Annotated in this window: 19 protein-coding genes; 10 read left to right on the forward strand and 9 right to left on the reverse strand. The window is 61.7% G+C overall.

Annotated features, from left to right (window positions below; genetic code table 11):
• The first annotated feature begins 39 nt into the window (after nucleotides 1-39).
• The 8 genes from KW838_RS04235 (at nucleotide 40) to KW838_RS04270 (ending at nucleotide 8,820) form a co-directional block, all read left to right on the forward strand.
• Nucleotides 40-2,601: a type VI secretion system Vgr family protein gene (locus tag KW838_RS04235; protein WP_218500621.1), complete on the forward strand. Its 2,562-nt coding sequence runs from the start codon at nucleotides 40-42 to the stop codon at nucleotides 2,599-2,601.
• Nucleotides 2,598-4,622: a DUF3274 domain-containing protein gene (locus KW838_RS04240; protein ID WP_218500511.1), complete on the forward strand. Its 2,025-nt coding sequence runs from the start codon at nucleotides 2,598-2,600 to the stop codon at nucleotides 4,620-4,622. The genes KW838_RS04235 and KW838_RS04240 overlap by 4 nt, the downstream gene beginning before the upstream one ends.
• Nucleotides 4,619-6,304, forward strand: coding sequence for a DUF2875 family protein (locus tag KW838_RS04245; RefSeq protein ID WP_218500512.1), 1,686 nt, complete (start codon nucleotides 4,619-4,621; stop codon nucleotides 6,302-6,304). Before KW838_RS04240 ends, KW838_RS04245 begins: the two co-directional genes overlap by 4 nt.
• The gene (locus KW838_RS04250) at nucleotides 6,301-6,570 is read left to right on the forward strand and encodes a PAAR domain-containing protein (protein WP_218500513.1); all 270 of its coding nucleotides are present in this window, start codon (nucleotides 6,301-6,303) and stop codon (nucleotides 6,568-6,570) included. Before KW838_RS04245 ends, KW838_RS04250 begins: the two co-directional genes overlap by 4 nt.
• Before the next feature lie 134 nt (nucleotides 6,571-6,704).
• Nucleotides 6,705-6,995 carry a hypothetical protein gene (locus KW838_RS04255; RefSeq protein ID WP_218500514.1) on the forward strand — a complete coding sequence of 97 codons (291 nt, stop codon included), beginning with the start codon at nucleotides 6,705-6,707 and terminating at the stop codon, nucleotides 6,993-6,995.
• Nucleotides 6,996-7,076: 81 nt separating this feature from the next.
• On the forward strand, nucleotides 7,077-7,649 hold the full coding sequence (locus KW838_RS04260; RefSeq protein WP_218500515.1) for a chorismate mutase: 573 nt from the start codon (nucleotides 7,077-7,079) through the stop codon (nucleotides 7,647-7,649).
• Between the two features lie 6 nt (nucleotides 7,650-7,655).
• A complete protein-coding gene (locus KW838_RS04265; protein WP_218500516.1) occupies nucleotides 7,656-8,399 on the forward strand; it encodes an SGNH/GDSL hydrolase family protein in 744 nt (247 codons plus the stop codon).
• On the forward strand, nucleotides 8,392-8,820 hold the full coding sequence (locus tag KW838_RS04270; protein WP_116581400.1) for a nuclear transport factor 2 family protein: 429 nt from the start codon (nucleotides 8,392-8,394) through the stop codon (nucleotides 8,818-8,820). Before KW838_RS04265 ends, KW838_RS04270 begins: the two co-directional genes overlap by 8 nt.
• A 136-nt stretch (nucleotides 8,821-8,956) precedes the next feature.
• Here the strand turns inward: KW838_RS04270 and KW838_RS04275 are convergent, their stop codons facing one another.
• From KW838_RS04275 to KW838_RS04290, 4 genes are read right to left on the reverse strand one after another with little or no spacing between them, the layout of a single operon-like run.
• Nucleotides 8,957-10,081, reverse strand: coding sequence for an agmatine/peptidylarginine deiminase (locus KW838_RS04275; RefSeq protein ID WP_218500517.1), 1,125 nt, complete (start codon nucleotides 10,079-10,081; stop codon nucleotides 8,957-8,959).
• A 49-nt stretch (nucleotides 10,082-10,130) separates the two neighbouring features.
• Nucleotides 10,131-11,231, reverse strand: coding sequence for an extracellular solute-binding protein (locus KW838_RS04280; RefSeq protein ID WP_218500518.1), 1,101 nt, complete (start codon nucleotides 11,229-11,231; stop codon nucleotides 10,131-10,133).
• Nucleotide 11,232: 1 nt separating this feature from the next.
• Entirely contained in the window at nucleotides 11,233-12,141 is a 909-nt protein-coding gene (gene aguB, locus KW838_RS04285; protein ID WP_007980688.1) for an N-carbamoylputrescine amidase, read from the reverse strand.
• 4 nt (nucleotides 12,142-12,145) lie between these two features.
• Nucleotides 12,146-13,198, reverse strand: a complete 1,053-nt coding sequence (locus KW838_RS04290; protein ID WP_218500519.1) for an agmatine/peptidylarginine deiminase — start codon at nucleotides 13,196-13,198, stop codon at nucleotides 12,146-12,148.
• Nucleotides 13,199-13,332: 134 nt separating this feature from the next.
• On the opposite strand from KW838_RS04290, the gene KW838_RS04295 reads away from it, so the two are divergent.
• The gene (locus KW838_RS04295; RefSeq protein ID WP_218500520.1) at nucleotides 13,333-14,190 is read left to right on the forward strand and encodes a LysR family transcriptional regulator; all 858 of its coding nucleotides are present in this window, start codon (nucleotides 13,333-13,335) and stop codon (nucleotides 14,188-14,190) included.
• Here KW838_RS04295 and KW838_RS04300 read toward each other — a convergent pair whose 3' ends face one another.
• The 4 genes from KW838_RS04300 to KW838_RS04315 form a co-directional block, all read right to left on the reverse strand.
• Nucleotides 14,191-14,580 carry a cytochrome c family protein gene (locus tag KW838_RS04300; protein WP_218500521.1) on the reverse strand — a complete coding sequence of 130 codons (390 nt, stop codon included), beginning with the start codon at nucleotides 14,578-14,580 and terminating at the stop codon, nucleotides 14,191-14,193.
• Between the two features lie 191 nt (nucleotides 14,581-14,771).
• The gene (locus tag KW838_RS04305) at nucleotides 14,772-15,164 is read right to left on the reverse strand and encodes a DUF1801 domain-containing protein (protein ID WP_218500622.1); all 393 of its coding nucleotides are present in this window, start codon (nucleotides 15,162-15,164) and stop codon (nucleotides 14,772-14,774) included.
• A gap of 183 nt (nucleotides 15,165-15,347) precedes the next feature.
• Nucleotides 15,348-15,686 (reverse strand): hypothetical protein, encoded by a 339-nt coding sequence (locus KW838_RS04310; protein ID WP_218480437.1) that lies wholly within the window; start codon nucleotides 15,684-15,686, stop codon nucleotides 15,348-15,350.
• A gap of 40 nt (nucleotides 15,687-15,726) precedes the next feature.
• Nucleotides 15,727-16,389 carry an ATPase gene (locus tag KW838_RS04315; protein ID WP_218500522.1) on the reverse strand — a complete coding sequence of 221 codons (663 nt, stop codon included), beginning with the start codon at nucleotides 16,387-16,389 and terminating at the stop codon, nucleotides 15,727-15,729.
• A 229-nt stretch (nucleotides 16,390-16,618) separates the two neighbouring features.
• On the opposite strand from KW838_RS04315, the gene KW838_RS04320 reads away from it, so the two are divergent.
• Nucleotides 16,619-16,924, forward strand: coding sequence for an NIPSNAP family protein (locus tag KW838_RS04320; RefSeq protein ID WP_102699161.1), 306 nt, complete (start codon nucleotides 16,619-16,621; stop codon nucleotides 16,922-16,924).
• A gap of 13 nt (nucleotides 16,925-16,937) precedes the next feature.
• On the opposite strand, the gene KW838_RS04325 is transcribed toward KW838_RS04320, so the two are convergent.
• A complete protein-coding gene (locus tag KW838_RS04325; RefSeq protein WP_218500523.1) occupies nucleotides 16,938-17,396 on the reverse strand; it encodes a GNAT family N-acetyltransferase in 459 nt (152 codons plus the stop codon).
• Between the last annotated feature and the right edge of the window lie 115 nt (nucleotides 17,397-17,511).

Here is a 17,511-nt window from a genome sequence, read left to right on the forward strand (position 1 = left end):
GTCCTGGGGCGACCACGGGTTGCTTATGCCGCAGGAAGCTTGTTAATGGAACTGACAAAAATATCCTCGCCACAGAACCGGCGTCTGATCAGGTTCACCTCCCCGATTGCGAACCAGCAGGAGCTGCTGCTCGAGCATTTCTCCGGCGCCGAGGGCTTATCGACACTATTCAGTTTCGAGCTGTCGCTGATCAGTCAGGATGCGCGACTGGAACTCAAGTCGTTAATGGGACAACCGGCGTCACTCGAGATTGAATTGGCAACCGGCGAGGCGCGTTACATTCAGGGCTACATCAGTCGATTCAGCCTGCAGAACAGTGACGGCGGCCTGGCTTACTATTCGGCCACCTTGAGCCCCTGGCTGTGGATGCTGTCGCGACGCGTCGACTCGCGGATCTTTCAAGAGCAGAACATCGAAGACATCCTGCGCACGGTGTTCGCCCACTATGGCGTGCTGCCCAGGTTCGAGTTCCGCCTGGAGCAGCCGCTCAAGTCCCACAGCTACATCACGCAATACCGCGAGAGCGATCTGGATTTCGTCTTGCGCCTGCTGGAGCGGGAGGGCTTGTTGTTCTACTTCGAGCATACGAAGGAAGAACACCGCCTGATCATCACCGACCATTCCCGCCACCTTGAGCCGCTGGCCCGGCAACCGCGGATCCGCTACCACAGCGCGGCGGTCACCGAGACCGCCGACTCGATCACCCGATGGAGCAGCCAGCGGGTTTTGCAGTCCGGCAAGATGGCCATCCGGACGTTCGACTACCGGCAGCCGCGCAATCCGCTGCCGGTCAGCATGCCCAGCCTCAACGTCCAGGGTGATGTGCCAGCCTACGAGATCTACGACTTTCCCGGTCATTACAGCCACGGTATGCCCGCAGAGGGCGAAGCGCTGGTGCGGCATCGACTCGAAGCCCTGGAGGTCCAGGGCAAGACGTTTGAGGGCGCCAGTAACTGTCGCGCCATGCTGCCGGGCTACACCTTCGAACTGACCCAGCACTTCGATCACGATGCTGATCCCGTGGATGATCGTCAGTTCCTCCTGCTCAAGGTGGAGCACCAGGGCCGCAACAACTACCTGACGGATCAACCGGCGAGCTACGACAACCGTTTCGTCTGCATCCGCCACAAGATTGCCTTTCGCCCACCGATCATTACCCCGCGGCCGACGATTTCCGGGCCGCTCACCGCCATTGTGGTGGGCCCGGAAGGTGAGGAGGTTTTCACCGACGAACTGGCGCGCGTGCAAGTGCGCTTTCATTGGCAGCGGGCGCAGGACCCCACCCAGGGCACGACCTGGCTAAGGGTCGCCATGCCCAGTGGTGGCGCCGGCTTCGGCCACCAGTTCTTGCCGCGCATCGGTCAGGAAGTGCTGGTGACTTTCCTCGGTGGCGACATCGACCGTCCCCTGGTGACGTCGGTGCTCTACAACGCCGACCATTTTCCCCCGCACTTCAGTAACGCCACGGGGTTGCCGGGCAATCGAACCTTATCCGGGATCCAGACCCGGGAACATCAGGGCCAGGGCTTCAACGAACTGCTCTTCGACGATACACCCGGGGCGTTGCGCACCCGACTGGGCACGACCCATCAGGCCACCGCGCTGAACCTGGGCAAGCTCGTCACGCCGCGAACCGACGGGCAGGCCCAGGCGCGCGGCCAGGGCGCCGAACTGCGCAGCGATGCCGCGATTGCCCTGCGGGCGGCCCAAGGGCTGTTGTTGACCACCTACGCTCGCCACGATGCCCAGGGCTCACAGCTGGACCGCGAAGAACTGCTCAAGCTGTTGGCCGAGTGCGGCGAACTGTTCCAGGCCCTCGGCCAGACCGCCGCTGCCCGTGGCAGCCCGAAGATCGACACCCAGGGCATCGAGGCGTTGCGCCAGTCGTTGAGTCAATGGCCTGAACCGACCAGCAACAGTCCGGGCGAACCGGTGGTCGCGGTGGCGGCTGCAGCCGGCATTGCCAGCGCCACACCGCGCTCACAGGTGCATTACGCCGGTGAAAACCATGACACCACCGCCCAGGATCATTTGCAGCTGAGCAGCGGCGCGGCCATGCGCCTGCAAGCCGGCAAAGGCATCAGCGCCTTCGCCCAGGACGAGGGCATCAGCGCCATCGCCAATCGCGGCAAGGTGCTGGTGCAGGCCCAGGACGACGACATGGTGCTCAACGCGCAAAAGAACCTGCACCTGTCGGCCGCCGAAGGCGAAGTGCTCATCACCGCCCCCACCATCCGCCTGGTGGCCGATGACGGCAGCTACATCAGGATCGGTGGCGGGGTCGAGATCGGAACGCAGGGCAAGGCGATTGTGCATGCCGGCGAGCATGACTGGGTGGGGCCCAAGACCGACAGTGCTTCGGTGCCCACGTTTGGTCGTGACTCCACCGCTCAACGCCTGGCCTTTCACTACCCCGGCCACGACGACGGCAGCGCCCGACTGGCGGTCGAGCATGCTTACCAAATCAAACTGGAGGATGGCAGCACGGTGCAAGGACTGACGGATTCAAGCGGACTGACCGAGCGGGTGGAGCGCGAGCAGATGCATCAGGCGCAAACGGCGGCGATGCGTGACAAAGGCCCGAACGGTGGCCGCCAATGAGTAGCGAAGAGATGTACTGCGTGGCGCAACTCACCACTCGCCTGCTGCCCAACTGCAACACCGTGCGCAACTTGGAAGTGCCCGCCGACCTGCCGGGGGTGGTGATCTTCCTGCATGGCGTGAATGACCCGGGGGCGTCCTATGAGTCGGTGGAAACCGGGTTGTGCCAGGGGGTGAATGAGCGGCTGGATCGGCCGGATCTCAAGGCGGGGCGGTATGGGGCGGCTTACAGTGCAGCGAAGGAAGTGCCGCGTGAAGAGTTGAGCAGTGATCAGAGTGCCATACTCGATGACCCTGATACCTACCTTTATCGTCGAGATACTACCGCACCCAAAACCCGCAGCCTGATGATCCCGTTCTACTGGGGCTATCGCGCCGCACCGGAACACGTCAAGCGTGATGATGCCGGTGATCCGTTCAGGATGCGCAACCAGTTTCAGGATATCCAGGGCAATCGCCTGGATCGCCACTTTGCCAAGGCCGGTGGTTTTTTTGTCAATGCCACCAACAACCTGAAAGAGATGTATGGCGAGGGCTTCAAGGCCAACCGGAAAACCGGCATGGTCGAATTGATCAAGCCGAACAATTACCTACTCTTCGCCAATGCGCCGCTGCGGCATTACTTTGTGTTAGCCGCTCACCGTCTGGCAATGCTGGTCAGGGAAATTCGCCGGGTATCCCCCGATGAAACCATCACCATCATGGGCCATAGCCAAGGCACCCTGATCGCATTACTGGCGCAAGCCCTGCTGGTGGACAAGGGGCAGCGTTGCGCCGATACCCTGATTCTCGTGGACACGCCTTATAGCGTCCTGCGCGACGTCACCCCCAAGGACCATGACACCCTCGCCACCCTGATCCGTATCGTCATGGCGGTCACGCAAACGCCCCATCCCCAGCCACCATTATCCGCGCTCCGGGAAGCCAAAACCTATGGCGGTCGCAGCGGCCCTCGATGGTCACCGACGCAGGGGACCCGCCAGGACAAGATCGGCAACCTCAGCGTTTTCCCCGAGCGCGACAATCGCGGCAAGGTGTACCTGTATTTTTGCCCGGACGACACCACCGTGGCTCTGGACGACGTGCAAGGCATCGGCACCTACGGGGTGCCGGATGCAACGCCGGATGGCCGGCCGGCGATGATGGCGCTGCAGTCTCTGGGCTTCTATCAACGGCTGTGGACCAAACGCCATCGTGACGGCGAGCCGGTGCTGGTGGGCAAGCCGCCACAACCCGAGTTCATCCGCGCGCCAGGCGAACACCGCTACCCGGGCGCTTCCTTTGTCACCGGAGTGGCCTCGCAAGCGCCGATAGCCAAGGGGCAGGAACGCCTGATCAACGCCGAGGCGCTGCACCCGCCCCATGCGCCGCAGATGTTCGGTGGCGAAGCCATCCAAGGCAGCCCGACCACCGCGGGCCTGGACAAACCCGATGAGGTTGCAAAAAGCATCGCGCTGGGCAAGGACGCCGCGACCTTCTTGTGGATCAAAATGCCCATCGAGTATGACGCCCCGTACACCACGCAGCAGGAAGCGCTGGCGCGTTTCAACGGGTTGTCCGAAGACCCGGAGGAGCATACGCGCGCCGTACGAAAGGGCGCGGCCCGCTCCAGCGGCAGTTCCTGCCACGAGCGCGAGGAAACCCCACGCGAGGCCCGGGCACGCATGGCACATGACCAGGGGACCTGGGGCGCCAACTCCTATCACTCGGCAATCCTACGCAGCCCGGAAAACCAGCGTTGGGTGACGGCGATGGACATTGCCATTGGCCAGGCCCACTGCCTTGACGACCCGGAGATGCGTGAGGTGTTGGTGGCGATTGCGGATTGGAAGATGGACAAAAAACAATACGAGCAAGTTGAACGGTTGCCAGGGTGGTTGCGACTCAGCACTGAGGCTCAGGCGCTAGTGAAGTCCAGCTATTTGTATTACCAAGAGGGCATATTTCCACCCTCCGATTTGGTCTCGCTGACGCCACCCGCTCTGCTTGCCAGCGCCTCTAAAAAAGGAGGTGCCTTGTGAGCGATCCTCAACACAGCCCCCGAGCGCTACCGAAACTGAAGCCCTATCTCTGGATCGCCGGCGTACTGCTGATCCTTTGGCTCGGCTTCGTCTGGATTGTTCAAATCAAGGCACAGGAACTCAACATGGAACTTCGAGACATGAACCCGGTAATGCGCTGGGGTATCGCCGCCATTCTGGGTCCCTTGGTGCTGATTTTCAGCGTTCACTGGTGGGGAGAGGCCGTGGCCAATGAAAGGGCGGGGCTTGCCGCTTACAAAGCCGACGTCAAGGCGCAGATCGCCGAGCGGCAGGCCACGCAAGCGCGGACTTATGCCTTGGAAATACGAGGGGTAGGTCTCGGGATTTATCACGATCATCAATCTGAAATCTGGCATTTCATCAAAAAGAAAAACGACAACTTTGCTTCGATTTACTCACGAGACCCCAAGGACTACACGGACTCACTGGACTTCAGAGAGATTAGTAGAGATATCAAAATCCGAGTTTCATTCAAACATTCGGCAGGCGCGTCAGTGGCGTACTGGCCAATCCCGGTGTTTTCCATCGCGCCGCCCAAACAACCTTCAGATACAGGGGCTGCGAGCAATATCCTCAACGGTCGCAATGCCGCCACGCTTGGTGTCACGCTGTTTTTGTGGCAGGACGCGGAGAATACGACCCATGCCCAAGGCATGATCGAGCGTTTGTTCCAGTTCTTTGATGACAACCCCAAAGTGCCCCAGGCCTTGATCGTGAGCGAGGACGGCGACGTCACGCGAAACGGTTTACGCGTGCCTGGCACCCCTGGGTTGCAGAACGGCCACGTCGTCCCCACGGTGTACGAAAGCATGGCGGGGCTGCTAGTCACTCGCTCGGATCGGGTGGATCGGTACATTCGCCGTTATGCCACTCACGAGCGTGAGGACAACCAAAACAAAAACACTGATCTGGGCAAACTTTGGGCATTTTACTGGAAGCATTCCCGAGAATTTCGAGATGTGTACGAAGAGGCGGAGCGTGCCAAGGGTTTTGCAAACCCCGATGCCCCCGGCACCATGTCCACCGCCTACTGGCAATCCCAACTCCCCACCCTGTGGCAAACCATCAGCAACCGCGGGCCAGGAGAGTTCGAACCCTCCCCATGGCTACCCATCCGCTGGGCCCAACACCAGGTCAAAGAGTTCGACGCCGCGCCAGTGCTGGGTTACTTGCACCGACCAATCAAGGTCTCGATGCAGGATGAACACGGCCAGCGCCTAAAACCGGCCTTGCAGGCCAAAGCCCTGCAGGCAGGCTGGCTGCAAGCCCTGGAGACATTACCCAAAGGGCAAAAGCCGGTCCGCGTGTTCTATGACACCACCGACAACCGGGACGCTGAGATCGCCCTGACCATGGCCTTGCACGGCCTGAATACGGACGGCCATGGCATTGAGCTGGGCAATGTCGATGAGGGTTACGACATCGGTCGGCGTCTGGGCAATACCGGGGTCAGTGGAGCATTGGTGGAAATCAACCTGGCGACCATCGCCAGCTACCTGGACGGCGGAGCCAGCGCGGTGGTCTACGCCGGCCAGGACGGCAGTCTGACGGTACAGATGATCCGCCCACCGGACGAGGCGCGCAAAACGAAGAACCGCGAGAACCGAGGTGCCGACCCTTTCAAGTTCGGTTCCCCTAACGGCGGCGTACCCAGAACATGAGCCATCCCATTTGCCTGGGCGACGCCACCAGCAGCGGTGGCACCGTGGTTTCCTGCCAGCTCGAAGGCACGCATACCCTCAATGGAAAAACCCCGGCGGTGTTGGGCGACAAGGCTTCCTGCCCGCTGCATCTGGGCGAGTTTGCCTTCGTCGAAGGGCATCCCCGCCGGCGTATGAACGGCATTCCGGTGGTATTGCAGGGCCATCTCCTGGCCTGTGGTTGTCATGCCGTGGCGAGTACTGCTCAGAATGTGCAGGTGGTCTAGGCCGAAACTCCGGGTTGTTTCTTTGTTGCAGGGCCGCTGGTGGCTCGCGGCGTGAAGCCGGCCTCATAAGCCGGGCTTCTATGCACGCTGATGATCTATCCTGTGCCTCCCCCGATTTCATCCTGGAGACACCTGTGCCCGCCCTCACCGCCCGCGAGGTTTACCAGCCGTTGCGCGATGCCGCCCAGGGTATTCGCACCTTCAAGCGAGTCGACGACGCTTGCGAGTCCAGTCATGTTCGGGTCGACATCGACGGCTGGCGCCTGTTGCTCGATGTCGACGCCGGTCACTTGCGCCACTGCCTGCACGGCCAATGCCCCGATGGCCGCGAGTATGCGTTCGACAGCGGGCAGCGCTTCGGCACCGACCCGGTGAGTTTGCTCAGCACCTGGGAACTGGCGCAGATTGAGCGGTTGCTGGCCTGAATCATTCGCAACCTGTCGTTCCCTGGCCGCACTTGTGATACACAAGCGGGAGTGATTTCTGCGTCCAAGGAGATTCCGTCCATGCCCCGTTCCCCACGCCTTTCGCACTGGCTGGCCTGCGCCCTGCTCGGTTTGTTCGCCGGCGGTGCCCAGGCCGGCACGACGCCCCCGGCACCCGATGCCCTGCAACCCTTGCTGGCGACGATGAATGAGCGCTTGTACATCAGTGAGCTGGTGGCGCTGACCAAGTGGGACAGCGGCAAACCGGTCCAGGACAATGCCCGGGAAGCGCAAGTCATCGCCAACGCGCGCCAGCAGGCGGACCAGCGCAAGCTCGACCCCGACGATGTCGCCGACCTGATCACCGCCCAGATCGAAGCCAGCAAACTGGTGCAATACGGCCGGCTCGCGCAATGGCAAGCGGCGCACGAGGCACCGGACACGCCACGACCGGACCTCAACAACGACATCCGGCCCAAACTCGACAAACTGCAGAACCTGCTGCTCACGCAGTACGCCGCGTTCCTGCCCTACCGCAAAGACCCGAACTGCCCGCAATGGCTGGCCACCGAACGCTCGGCGCTGATCAAGGATTACCTGCATGGCCAGGCGATGATTCGTGCGACCGGGGAGCTGTGTATTGCGGGGCGATAACGTCATATGAGCCGGGTTGAAACCCTCGCCAAAATTTTGCTCGGCCCATTGCTGCTGATGCAGGGCCTGTACACGCGACGGGTGACACCGAGGCTGCCGGAAGCCGAAGGCGAACGCCAGGGCGAGGCCGGCAGCGGCGACGTTCTGCGGTTGTTGATTGTCGGCGACAGCGCCGCGGCGGGGGTGGGGGCGGCGACTCAAGGCGAGGCGCTCAGCGGTCGGTTGGTCGAGCGCCTGGCCGAGGATTATCAGGTGTCGTGGAAACTCTGGGCGCGCACCGGCCTGGATTCGCAAGGGTTGCTGGAGCTGCTCGAACAGCACGCCCCCGAGCCGTTCGATGTGGCGCTGTTGTCGATTGGCGTCAACGATGTCACCAGTTCGCTCACCCTGGATCAGTGGCTCGCTCGGCAACAGCGATTGATGGCGCTGTTGTGCGACACATTCGCGGTGAAGCAGGTTGTGGTGTCGCCGCTTCCGCCGATGCATTTGTTCCCTGCCCTGCCGCAGCCGCTGCGCTGGTTTCTGGGGTACAGGGCGCGTCGTTTCAATGCACGGCTTGCGGATCTGGCCGCCGGCGTGGATCAATGTACGATGCTGACCACCCCGCTGGCGCCCGAACCGGGCTTGATGGCCAGCGACGGCTTTCATCCGGGGCCGATGCTCTACTGTCAGTGGGCCGACGATGCCGCCAGGGTGATCGACCAACGCTTTCGCACCACAACAATAAAAACAGGAGTTGAAGATGTCTGAGCTGAACCTGAACCCCAACGTCGCCGCGTCCTTGAAGCAGTGGCACGCGATGCTCGGCAACCGCGACTTGAGCGCCTTGCCCGAATTGCTCGATCCGCAGGCGGTGTTCCGCTCGCCGATGGCGCACACGCCGTATCCGGGGGCGCCGGTGGTGTCGATGATCCTCAACACGGTCATGAACGTGTTCGAGGATTTTGCCTATCACCGCGAGCTGGCGACGGCGGATGGCTTGAACGTGATTCTCGAATTCAGCGCCCGGGTCGGCGAGAAAGAGCTCAAGGGCATCGACATGATCCGCTTCAACGAACAGGGCAGGATTGTCGAGTTTGAGGTGATGGTGCGACCGCTGAGTGGCTTGCAGGCGTTGGGTGAGGAGATGGGGCGGCGCCTCGGTGCTTATCTGAAGGCCAGCAGGGCCTGACTTACTGATTCACCCAAAATCCCTGTGGGAGCGAGCCTGCTCGCGAAGGCGGAGTGTCAGTCAATATATTGTTCACTGACCCACCGCCTTCGCGAGCAGGCTCGCTCCCACAGGTTTTGTGTAGAGCCTGAAATCATCACACCATCGGCTGATGACTGGTCACGCAGTGAATCCCGCCACCGCCCGCGGAGATCGCGTCGATGTCGAGTTGCACCACTTCACGGTCAGGGTAGAGTTCGGAAAGTAGGTCGAAGGCCTTGGCATCCGCTTGCTTGTCGCCGAATTGCGGCGCAATGATCGCGCCGTTGATCACGAAGTAGTTGATGTAGCCGGCGGCGAAGTCCTGGTTGTCCTTGCTGAACTGGCTGTTGCGCGGGTTGAGCGGTGGCGAAACGGTATGCACCTGCAATTTGCGGCCATCGGCATCCGTGGCGTTTTCCAGGATCTGCAGATGGGCGCGAGTGACCTTGTAGTCGTAGGACTCGGGGTCGTTGTCGAGGTTGGCGATCACCACCCCGGGCTTGACGAAGCGCGCATAGAAGTCGACGTGGGCGTCGGTGATGTCCTTGCCCTTGATGCCCGGCAGCCAGATGATTTTGCGCAGGCCCAGGCGTTCCTTCAGCTCCGCTTCGACCTCGGCCTTGCTCCAGTCGAGGTTGCGATTGCGGTTGATCCAGCTGCTTTCGGTCATGATCCCGGTGCCGTGGCCATCCACTTCGATGCCACCGCCCTCGCCCACCAGTTCGCTGCGCTGGTACTCGGCCCTGGCGTTTTGTGCGACCTGGGCGGCCAATTGCGCATCGTCCTCATGCTGCTGCTTGTTGCCCCAGCCGTTGAAGTTGAAGTCCACGGCGCCGAGGTTGCCGTTATCATCGACGACAAAGTTGGCGCCGATGTCGCGCATCCAGATGTCGTCCAGTTCGGTGATCACGAAGGTGGTGTTGTGGCTGCCGCATTTGCTTTCGGCCAGGCGCCGTTCGCTCTGGCGACAGAACACCGTGACCGGCTCGTATTCGGCGATGCTGCGGGCGATCCGGCCAAGGGCGTCTTGCACGTGGGGCGTGAAGTCCTCCCAGATCGCGGCCTGAGCCCCGAAGGCGATGAAGGCCCGCTGGTGTTTTTCACCTTCATCGGGCATGTACCCGTTGCCTTTGCCGGCCGCGCGCACCGGCAGAGCGGCAAAGCCCACTCCCATGGACGCCACCGCGCCCAGTCCGGCAAAGACCGATACCTGCTTGATGAATGTTCGACGTGTCGGCATATGTGTTCCTGAAATCCGGGGTTTGGCCGGCCCGCGGGCCGACCGGTGATCAATTGACGGTAGCGGTCTTGAACTTGGTCCAGGTGCGCATGCGTGCACGCATGTCAACCTGGGGAATGTCCTTGCCGGGAATCAGCCGCGCGTAGGTGGCTTCATCGATGTAGATGTCCGGGTTGTTGCGCATCGCGGCATCGACGTCCGGCCGCGCCTTGGCGTTGGAGGTCGGGTAGCCGGTGAAGTTGCTGATGGCCGCCATGTTTTCCGGGCGCATCACGAAGTTGATGAAAGCGTAGGCGTATTCCGGGTGCCGGGCGTCGACGGGAATGGCCATGGTGTCCATCCACACCGTGGTGCCTTCGCGGGGAATGCGGTAGTGGAAGGTGGTTTTCTTGCCGGCGCTGTCGGCCGTGCGCTGCGCCTGGGTCATGTCGCCGCTGTAGCCGAGGGACATGCACAGGTTGCCGTTGACCAGATCGGTCACCGGTTGCGACTGGAATTTGCGCACGTACGGCCGCATCTTCATCAGCAACTCACTGGCCGCCGCCAGATCCGCCGGTTTGCCGCTGCGCGGGTCGCGGCCGAGGTAGTTGAGCACCACCGCCAGCACTTCGTCCGGCGAGTCGATCATCGAGATGCCGCAATCGGCAAACTTCGCCGCCAGCTCCGGCTTGAACAGCATGTCCAGGCTGTTGACCGGTGCGTCCGGCGCACGCTGGGCGACCTGTTCGGCGTTGTAGGTCAGGCCGATGGTGCCCCAGGTGTAGGGAACCGTGGCGTTGCTCGAATGCTCATAGTGCGAGCGCAGCTTCTGCAACCCGGGCTCGACGTCGTTCAAGGCGCTGATTCTGGACTGATCCAGCGGTTGCAGGCTGCCGGCGCGCATCAGGCGTTCGGCCACGGTATCACCGGGGAAGATCAGATCGTAGCCACTGCCGCCGGCGAGCATCTTGGCTTCCAGGGTTTCACTGCCGTCCATGACGTCGTAGATCACCTTGATCCCGGTTTCGGCGGTGAACCTGCTCAGGGTGTCCTCGGCAAAATAATCGGCCCAGTTGTACAGCCGCAGGGTTTTCTCCTCGGCGTGCAACGCAGGCACCGCACAGGTCAGCGCCAGCCCCATGGCCAGGCACAGCTTGTTGATCGTATTCATGTCACACCCCTTGGGTTGCCCAGCGTGAGTGGATCTGACGACCGTCCTGGGTCAGCAAGGCGCCGTACATGTCCGGACGGCGGTCGCGGTAGATGCCCCAGGTCAGGCGGTCTTCGCGCATGGCCGCCAGGTCCAGGGTGTGGACGAGCACGCCGGTGCTGTCGCGGTCGGCTTCGGCGAGCAACTTGCCCTTGTGATTGCAGATGAATGACGAGCCATAGAAGCTCATTTGCAGGGTCGGGTCGGTGGTCGCCGCTTCCCGGCCGACACGGTTGGCCGCCACCACCGGCAACAGGTTGGCGGCGGCGTGGCCGCGCATGGTCATCTGCCAGTGATCGCGGGAATCGAGGGTGGCACAGCCAGGCTCCGAGCCGATGGCCGTGGGGAACAGCAACACTTCGGCGCCCATCAAGGCCAGGCAGCGGGCGGTTTCCGGGAACCATTGATCCCAGCAGATTCCCAGGCCGATGCGCCCGAACGCGGTGTCCCAGACCCGGAACCCGCTGTCGCCGGGGCTGAAGTATTCCTTCTCCTGATAGCCGATGGCGTTGGGGATGTGGGTCTTGCGATACACGCCCAACAGGCGTCCGTCGGCGTCGGCCACGCTCAACGAATTGAAGTAGGCATTGCCGGCCTTCTCGTACCAGCTCAGCGGCAGCACCACGCCCAACTCTTTGGCCAATGCGGCAAAGCGCTTGAGCACGTGGCTGTCGCGATACTCCTCGGCCAGGGCCAGGTGCTTGTGGTGTTGCTCGATGCAGAAATACGGCGTGGCGAACAGCTCCTGCAACAGGATGACCTGCGCGCCCTTGGCCGCGGCCTCGCGGACCAGTTGCTCGGCCTGGTCGAGGTTGTGTTTCAGGTCCCAGGTGCAGGGCATCTGGGTGGTGGCGATGGTCAACAGTGTCATGGCATCAACCCCGCACCGGCCAGGCCGGCTGTTGCTGGGTGATGCAATGCACCCCGCCGCCGCCATGGGCCAGATGGTTGATCCGCACCGGCACCACTTCGCGACCGGGGAACGCCTGCGCCAGCACTTCGGCAGCGACCTTGTCGGCATCGATGCCGTAGGCCGGCATGATGATCGCACCGTTGGCGATGTAGAAATTGGTGTAGGAGGCGCAGAACACTTCGGCCTCGGTGTCCACCGCGTCGGTGGCTTCATAGAGTTCGATCAGCTCGAACTGACAGCCTTGGGCATCGGTGGCCAGTTCAAGGGCGCGACGGTTCTCCCGGGCGACTTCGGCGTACACCGATTGTTTGTCGTGGGTCGCGTCCACCAGCAACACGCCTGGGCGGGCGAAGGCGCACACGCCATCGACGTGGCCATCGGTCATGTCACCGGTCACGTAGTCCGGATCGCCCGGCAGCCAGATGGTTTTCTTCACGCCCAGCAGGCGGGTGAAGATCTCTTCGATCTCGGCCTTGGTCACGCCCGGGTTGCGGTTAGGGTTGAGCAGCACCGACTCGGTGGTGATCAGCGTGCCCTCGCCGTCCACATGAATGGCACCACCCTCGTTGCTCAGCGCGGTGCCGAAACACTCCAGGCCCAGATGATTGAGCGCGCGGCGGGCCAGGCTTTCGTCCAGATCGTGGGCCGACTTGCCGCCCCACGCATTGAAGCGCCAGCTCACACCGGCCAGGCCTTGCTGCGGGTGGCAGACGAAGCTCGGGCCGGAGTCGCGGCACCAACTGTCGTTGACCGCCAGTTCGATCAACTCGATGTTCGGCCCGCACAAGGCTTTGGCGCTGGCGACCGCTGATGGATCGACCACCAGTTTCACCGGCTCGAAACGGGCGATGGCGTTGGCCACCCGGGCGAAGTCCTCTTGAACCTGGGGCAGCGTCACCCGCCAGCCCGACTCCCACAGGGCCTTGTTGTGCGGCCAGACCATCCAGGTGGCGGCGTGGGTGACCCATTCGGCCGGCATCGTCCAACCGCTGTTTTGAATAACGTTCTGCTGCATGACAAGTACCTCTGAGTTAAGTCATTGTGTTCAATGAAAACGCCCTTGGCGGTCTTGGCATGCATGCTACGGCTGGTAAAACGGGCAAACAAACGATGGATTTTGCAGGCAACTGATTAGAGGAACTTATCGATATGCTCAAACACTGGCCGCCCCTGAGCACCCTGCGCGGCTTCGAAGCCGCCGCCCGGCTGGGCAGTTTTCACAAGGCCGCCGAAGAGTTGCACCTCACCCAGTCGGCGATCAGCCAGCAGATCCGCAGCCTTGAGGCGTACCTGGAGCAACCGCTGTTCTATCGCAGTGGGCGCAGCGTCAGCCTGACCGATGCCGGTCACGATCTGCTGAGCACCACCCAGGCGTTGTTGCAGCAACTGGCCGTGGGCATTCGCCGGCTGGGGCAATACCAGAAACCCAATCAACTGGTGCTCAACACCACCCCGGCGTTTGCCCGGCACTGGTTGTTGCCACGCCTGGGGGATTTCCGTCGCCAGCATCCGCAGGTCGATCTGTGGATCTTCAGCACCGATGAAGTGCCGGACATGGCCAGCCAGACCATCGACCTGGCGGTGCGCGATGACATCAGTTCCCAGGCCGAATGCAGTTTCAAGGTGCTGCACGCCGACCGCCTCTATCCGGCGTGTCACCCGAGCCTGTTGGCGGTGCCGACAGAACAGCGCACCACCCTGCATGGCGAGCGGGAAATGGACTGGAGCCACTGGGCGGTGGAATCGAGCATTGATGTGGGGCAGATGGATCAGGGGCTGAACTTTTCCGATCCGGGGCTGCTGCTGGACGCCGCCTGCACCGGGCTCGGCATTGCGCTGGTGAGCCAGTTGCTGAGTCGGCAGGCGCGGGCCACCGGGCTGTTGCAGCCGATGGTGGAACAAACCATCCGCGGCCCGAACTGGGCGCTGCTGACCCACCGTGACAGCGAGAACACGGCGATGGCGCGCAGCTTCACTCAATGGCTGGTGGAGAACCTGGGCGAGTGATTACTGCGCCGGAAACGTTTGCAGATAGGCCAACAGGTCTTCGATTTTTTCCGGGTCACTGAGGCCCCAAAAAATCATGCGCGTGCCGGGCACCACTTTCTTCGGTGCTTCGAGGTAGGCGATCAGGGTTTCGCGATCCCAGACCAGGTTGGCGGATTTCATCGCGTCGGAATACACGTAGTCCGTGGTGACGGCCGAGTGGCGACCGATCACGCCATTGAGCTGCGGGCCGAAAAAGGCGCGAGCCGATTCGCCGATCTGATGGCAGCCGCTGCAGAGGCGCTTGAACACTTTCTCCCCGGCCTGGACATCGCCCGCAGCCAGGGTGGGAGTGCTGAACAGGCCGGCGCTGAGCGCCAGGGCGAGAGTCAGGGCGGCGATTTTCTTCATGTTGCGGTTCCAGTCTGCGAATGCTCGCTATTGGAACATGACAGCTGAGGATATCCAAAACGGTCAGATGGGCACCGCCCAATGTGGGAGCGAGCCTGCTCGCGAATTCGGTGTGTCAGTCGACATTGATTTTGAATGTCAGTCCGCATTCGCGAGCAGGCTCGCTCCCACAGGGGGGGCTGTGCGTGAGCTTACTTCCTGGTGCGGGATGTATTAAGTTCAATCGCCGCCTGAATCAACGCCGTCAGCGCCTTTTCATCGATCTGCTCGCCCTCGCGTACATCGATGGCACGTCGGGTATTGCCTTCAAGGCTTGCATTGAACAGCTTCGACGGATCGTCCAGCGACGCGCCCTTGGCGAAGGTCAGCTTCACCACTTGCTTGTAAGTCTCGCCGGTGCAGAGGATGCCGGCACGGGACCACACCGGCACGCGCCACTTCCACTCTTCGATCACTTCGGGGTCGGCCTGCCGGATGATCTTGCGCAGGCGGGCCAGGGTCTCGCCGCGCCAGTCGGTCAGTTCGCGGATTCGCTCATCGATCAGTGCCGAGGCTTCGCTTGATTCAACCTTGTCCGTTTTCATCACCGTCTGCACCGTCATCATGATGGTTGTGACCGATGAGGGTAGACGCTGTTGGCCCCCTTGCCACAATTGTTCATTTGTCATCGAATTGTCATGAAGTGGGCGCCATACTCAGCTCATCCAATGCGTGCTTTAACTTTCTGCTGCCTCTCCCGGCGGCTTTTTTTTTGCCTGAAATGGCGCTTACAGGCATTCCTGCGCCGCACGCTCGAAACTGGACGGCACGAAGGTCGACGCCAGCAGCTTGCGCTCGTACAGGAACACCTTGCCGCCGTTCGGGGCCTTGTAGGTTTCAAGCACGTTGTCCGCCGCCACTTTGCTCGATACGACGATCCGGTAGCTGCGCTGGGTCTGCGACACCGTGGGCGCCAGTGCATCGTGCTGCAATTTCGGCACCACGCAATGGGTGTACGCCTCGGGCGACTTGCTGGTCTGCAAGGTCAGCGTCGGATTGTTCGGCGTGGCACAACCGGCCAGCAACAGCGAGGCGAAGGCCAGGGTCGGGGCAAAAAAAGTGCGCATGAATCAGGTCCTGAAATGCAATCTATGGTGAGTTGGCTGGTTAATGGGTTGCTGCGGTCAATCCGGCGGATACCAGCGCCTTCAACGACGCATCGAACTGTTTCAACGCGGTCAGTTGCAGGTCGCGTTGCTGTTCGATTTGCGCGGCAATCTCGGGCGCGGTCTTTTCATGCACCCACACCGACGGCAGCTGTTTTTCCACCGCGCCTTCGGCCTTGCCGATGTATTGCAGGCTGGCGTCGTAGAACCACGCGGCGAAACGCGCCTCGACCCGGTCGTTACGCTGGGTCAGCAACTGGTTGTGGGTATCGAGCATCACCACGACATCGGGATGGGCCTGCACCAGGGCATCGAGGCTGTCGTAGACCGTCACCGACAGAAAGCTCTTGTGCAACGAACTCAGCAGCCAGTCGATGGCCAGTTGCGGATCGGAGCTGTCGACGAAGGCCTGACGAATTCGCGCATCCAGTGCGTTCTTCGCGCCATGAACGGCCACCGAGTGGTATTGCTCAAGGTATTGCAGGTTTTCCACGGTGTTTTCGCTGTAGAGCACCCCGACCGTCTGCCCGTATTGCAAGCCGCCCTGGCTACCGGTGATGGGCGGCAGGTGGCAGGCGCGTGCGTCCTCGGCAACGGCCGATGCGGTCGACGCAACACTGCCCAGCAACAGGGCAATCACAGCCAGTCGGGTCAAGATTTTCATCGCGCAGGTTCCTTGAGCAGCGTGTTCAATGCCGGCAATTTTCCGCCTTTGCGCAAAAAACAGAACTTGCGATTCTTGATGGTGACTATTGACTGAACCAATAGTGCAGCGGCGCCAGCACAGGCCTCTGGCGCAAACTTACCGGTCAATGTCGAACAAGCGGCTGTGCCGGGCGCCCACTGTTGATTACAGTAGCGACGCCCTCAAAACCTGATCAAGGAGTGAAACAATGGTGACCTGCTACCTGAAATACGTGCTCGACCCCTACCAGCTCGAGGCCTTCGAGCACTACGGCAAGTTGTGGATCCCCCTGGTGGAGAAGTTCGGTGGCCAGCACCACGGCTACTTTTTGCCTTCGGAGGGCGCCAACAACATCGCCCTGGCGCTGTTCACCTTTCCCAGCCTGGCGGCCTACGAACATTACCGGCAGCAATCGATGAACGATCCGGCGTGCATCGCGGCGTTCAAATACGCCGAAGACCGGAAATTCATCCTCAGCTACGAGCGTTCATTCATGCGGCCGGTGTTTGCCTGAAAGGCTTGCTGACTCAGTCTTTTTTCAGATCCAGGCAGTAGGTGTAGTAACCGGGATCGCGCACCCAGCCCAGGGATTCATACAGGCGCTGGGCGGTGAAATTGTCGGTGGCGGTTTCCAGGGTCATGCCTTTGCCACCGGCCAGCCTTGCAAAATCCCGGGCGGTGCTCATCAGCAAGGTGCCGACGCCTTTGCCCCGGGCCGCGGGTGTGGTGAACAGATCACCGAGCAGCCAGGTGCGATGGGCATCGATCGAGGAGAAAGTCGGGAACAGCTGGACGAAGCCGAGGTTTTCACCGTCGGCGTCCCGGGCCAGAAAAATCACCGATTCATCCCGGGCGATGCGCTCGGCGATGAAGGCGCGCGACTGCGCCAGGTTCGACGGCTGCTCGTAGAACATCCGGTAGGCGTCAAACAGAGGGGCGATCTGGTCGATATGCGATGCGTCGGCGCGCAGGGCCTGAATAGCCATGAGGGTGCTCCATTGCGGTCTCAAGGATTTACAGACTAGCAATGGTCAAGAAACAACGACGCACTTTTTTTCCTGAAAGCACCGCCGTCCACTGTGGGAGCGAGCTTGCTCGCGA

Source organism: Pseudomonas sp. PDM27 (assembly GCF_019219205.1).
Taxonomy (GTDB): Bacteria; Pseudomonadota; Gammaproteobacteria; order Pseudomonadales; family Pseudomonadaceae; genus Aquipseudomonas; species Aquipseudomonas laurylsulfatiphila.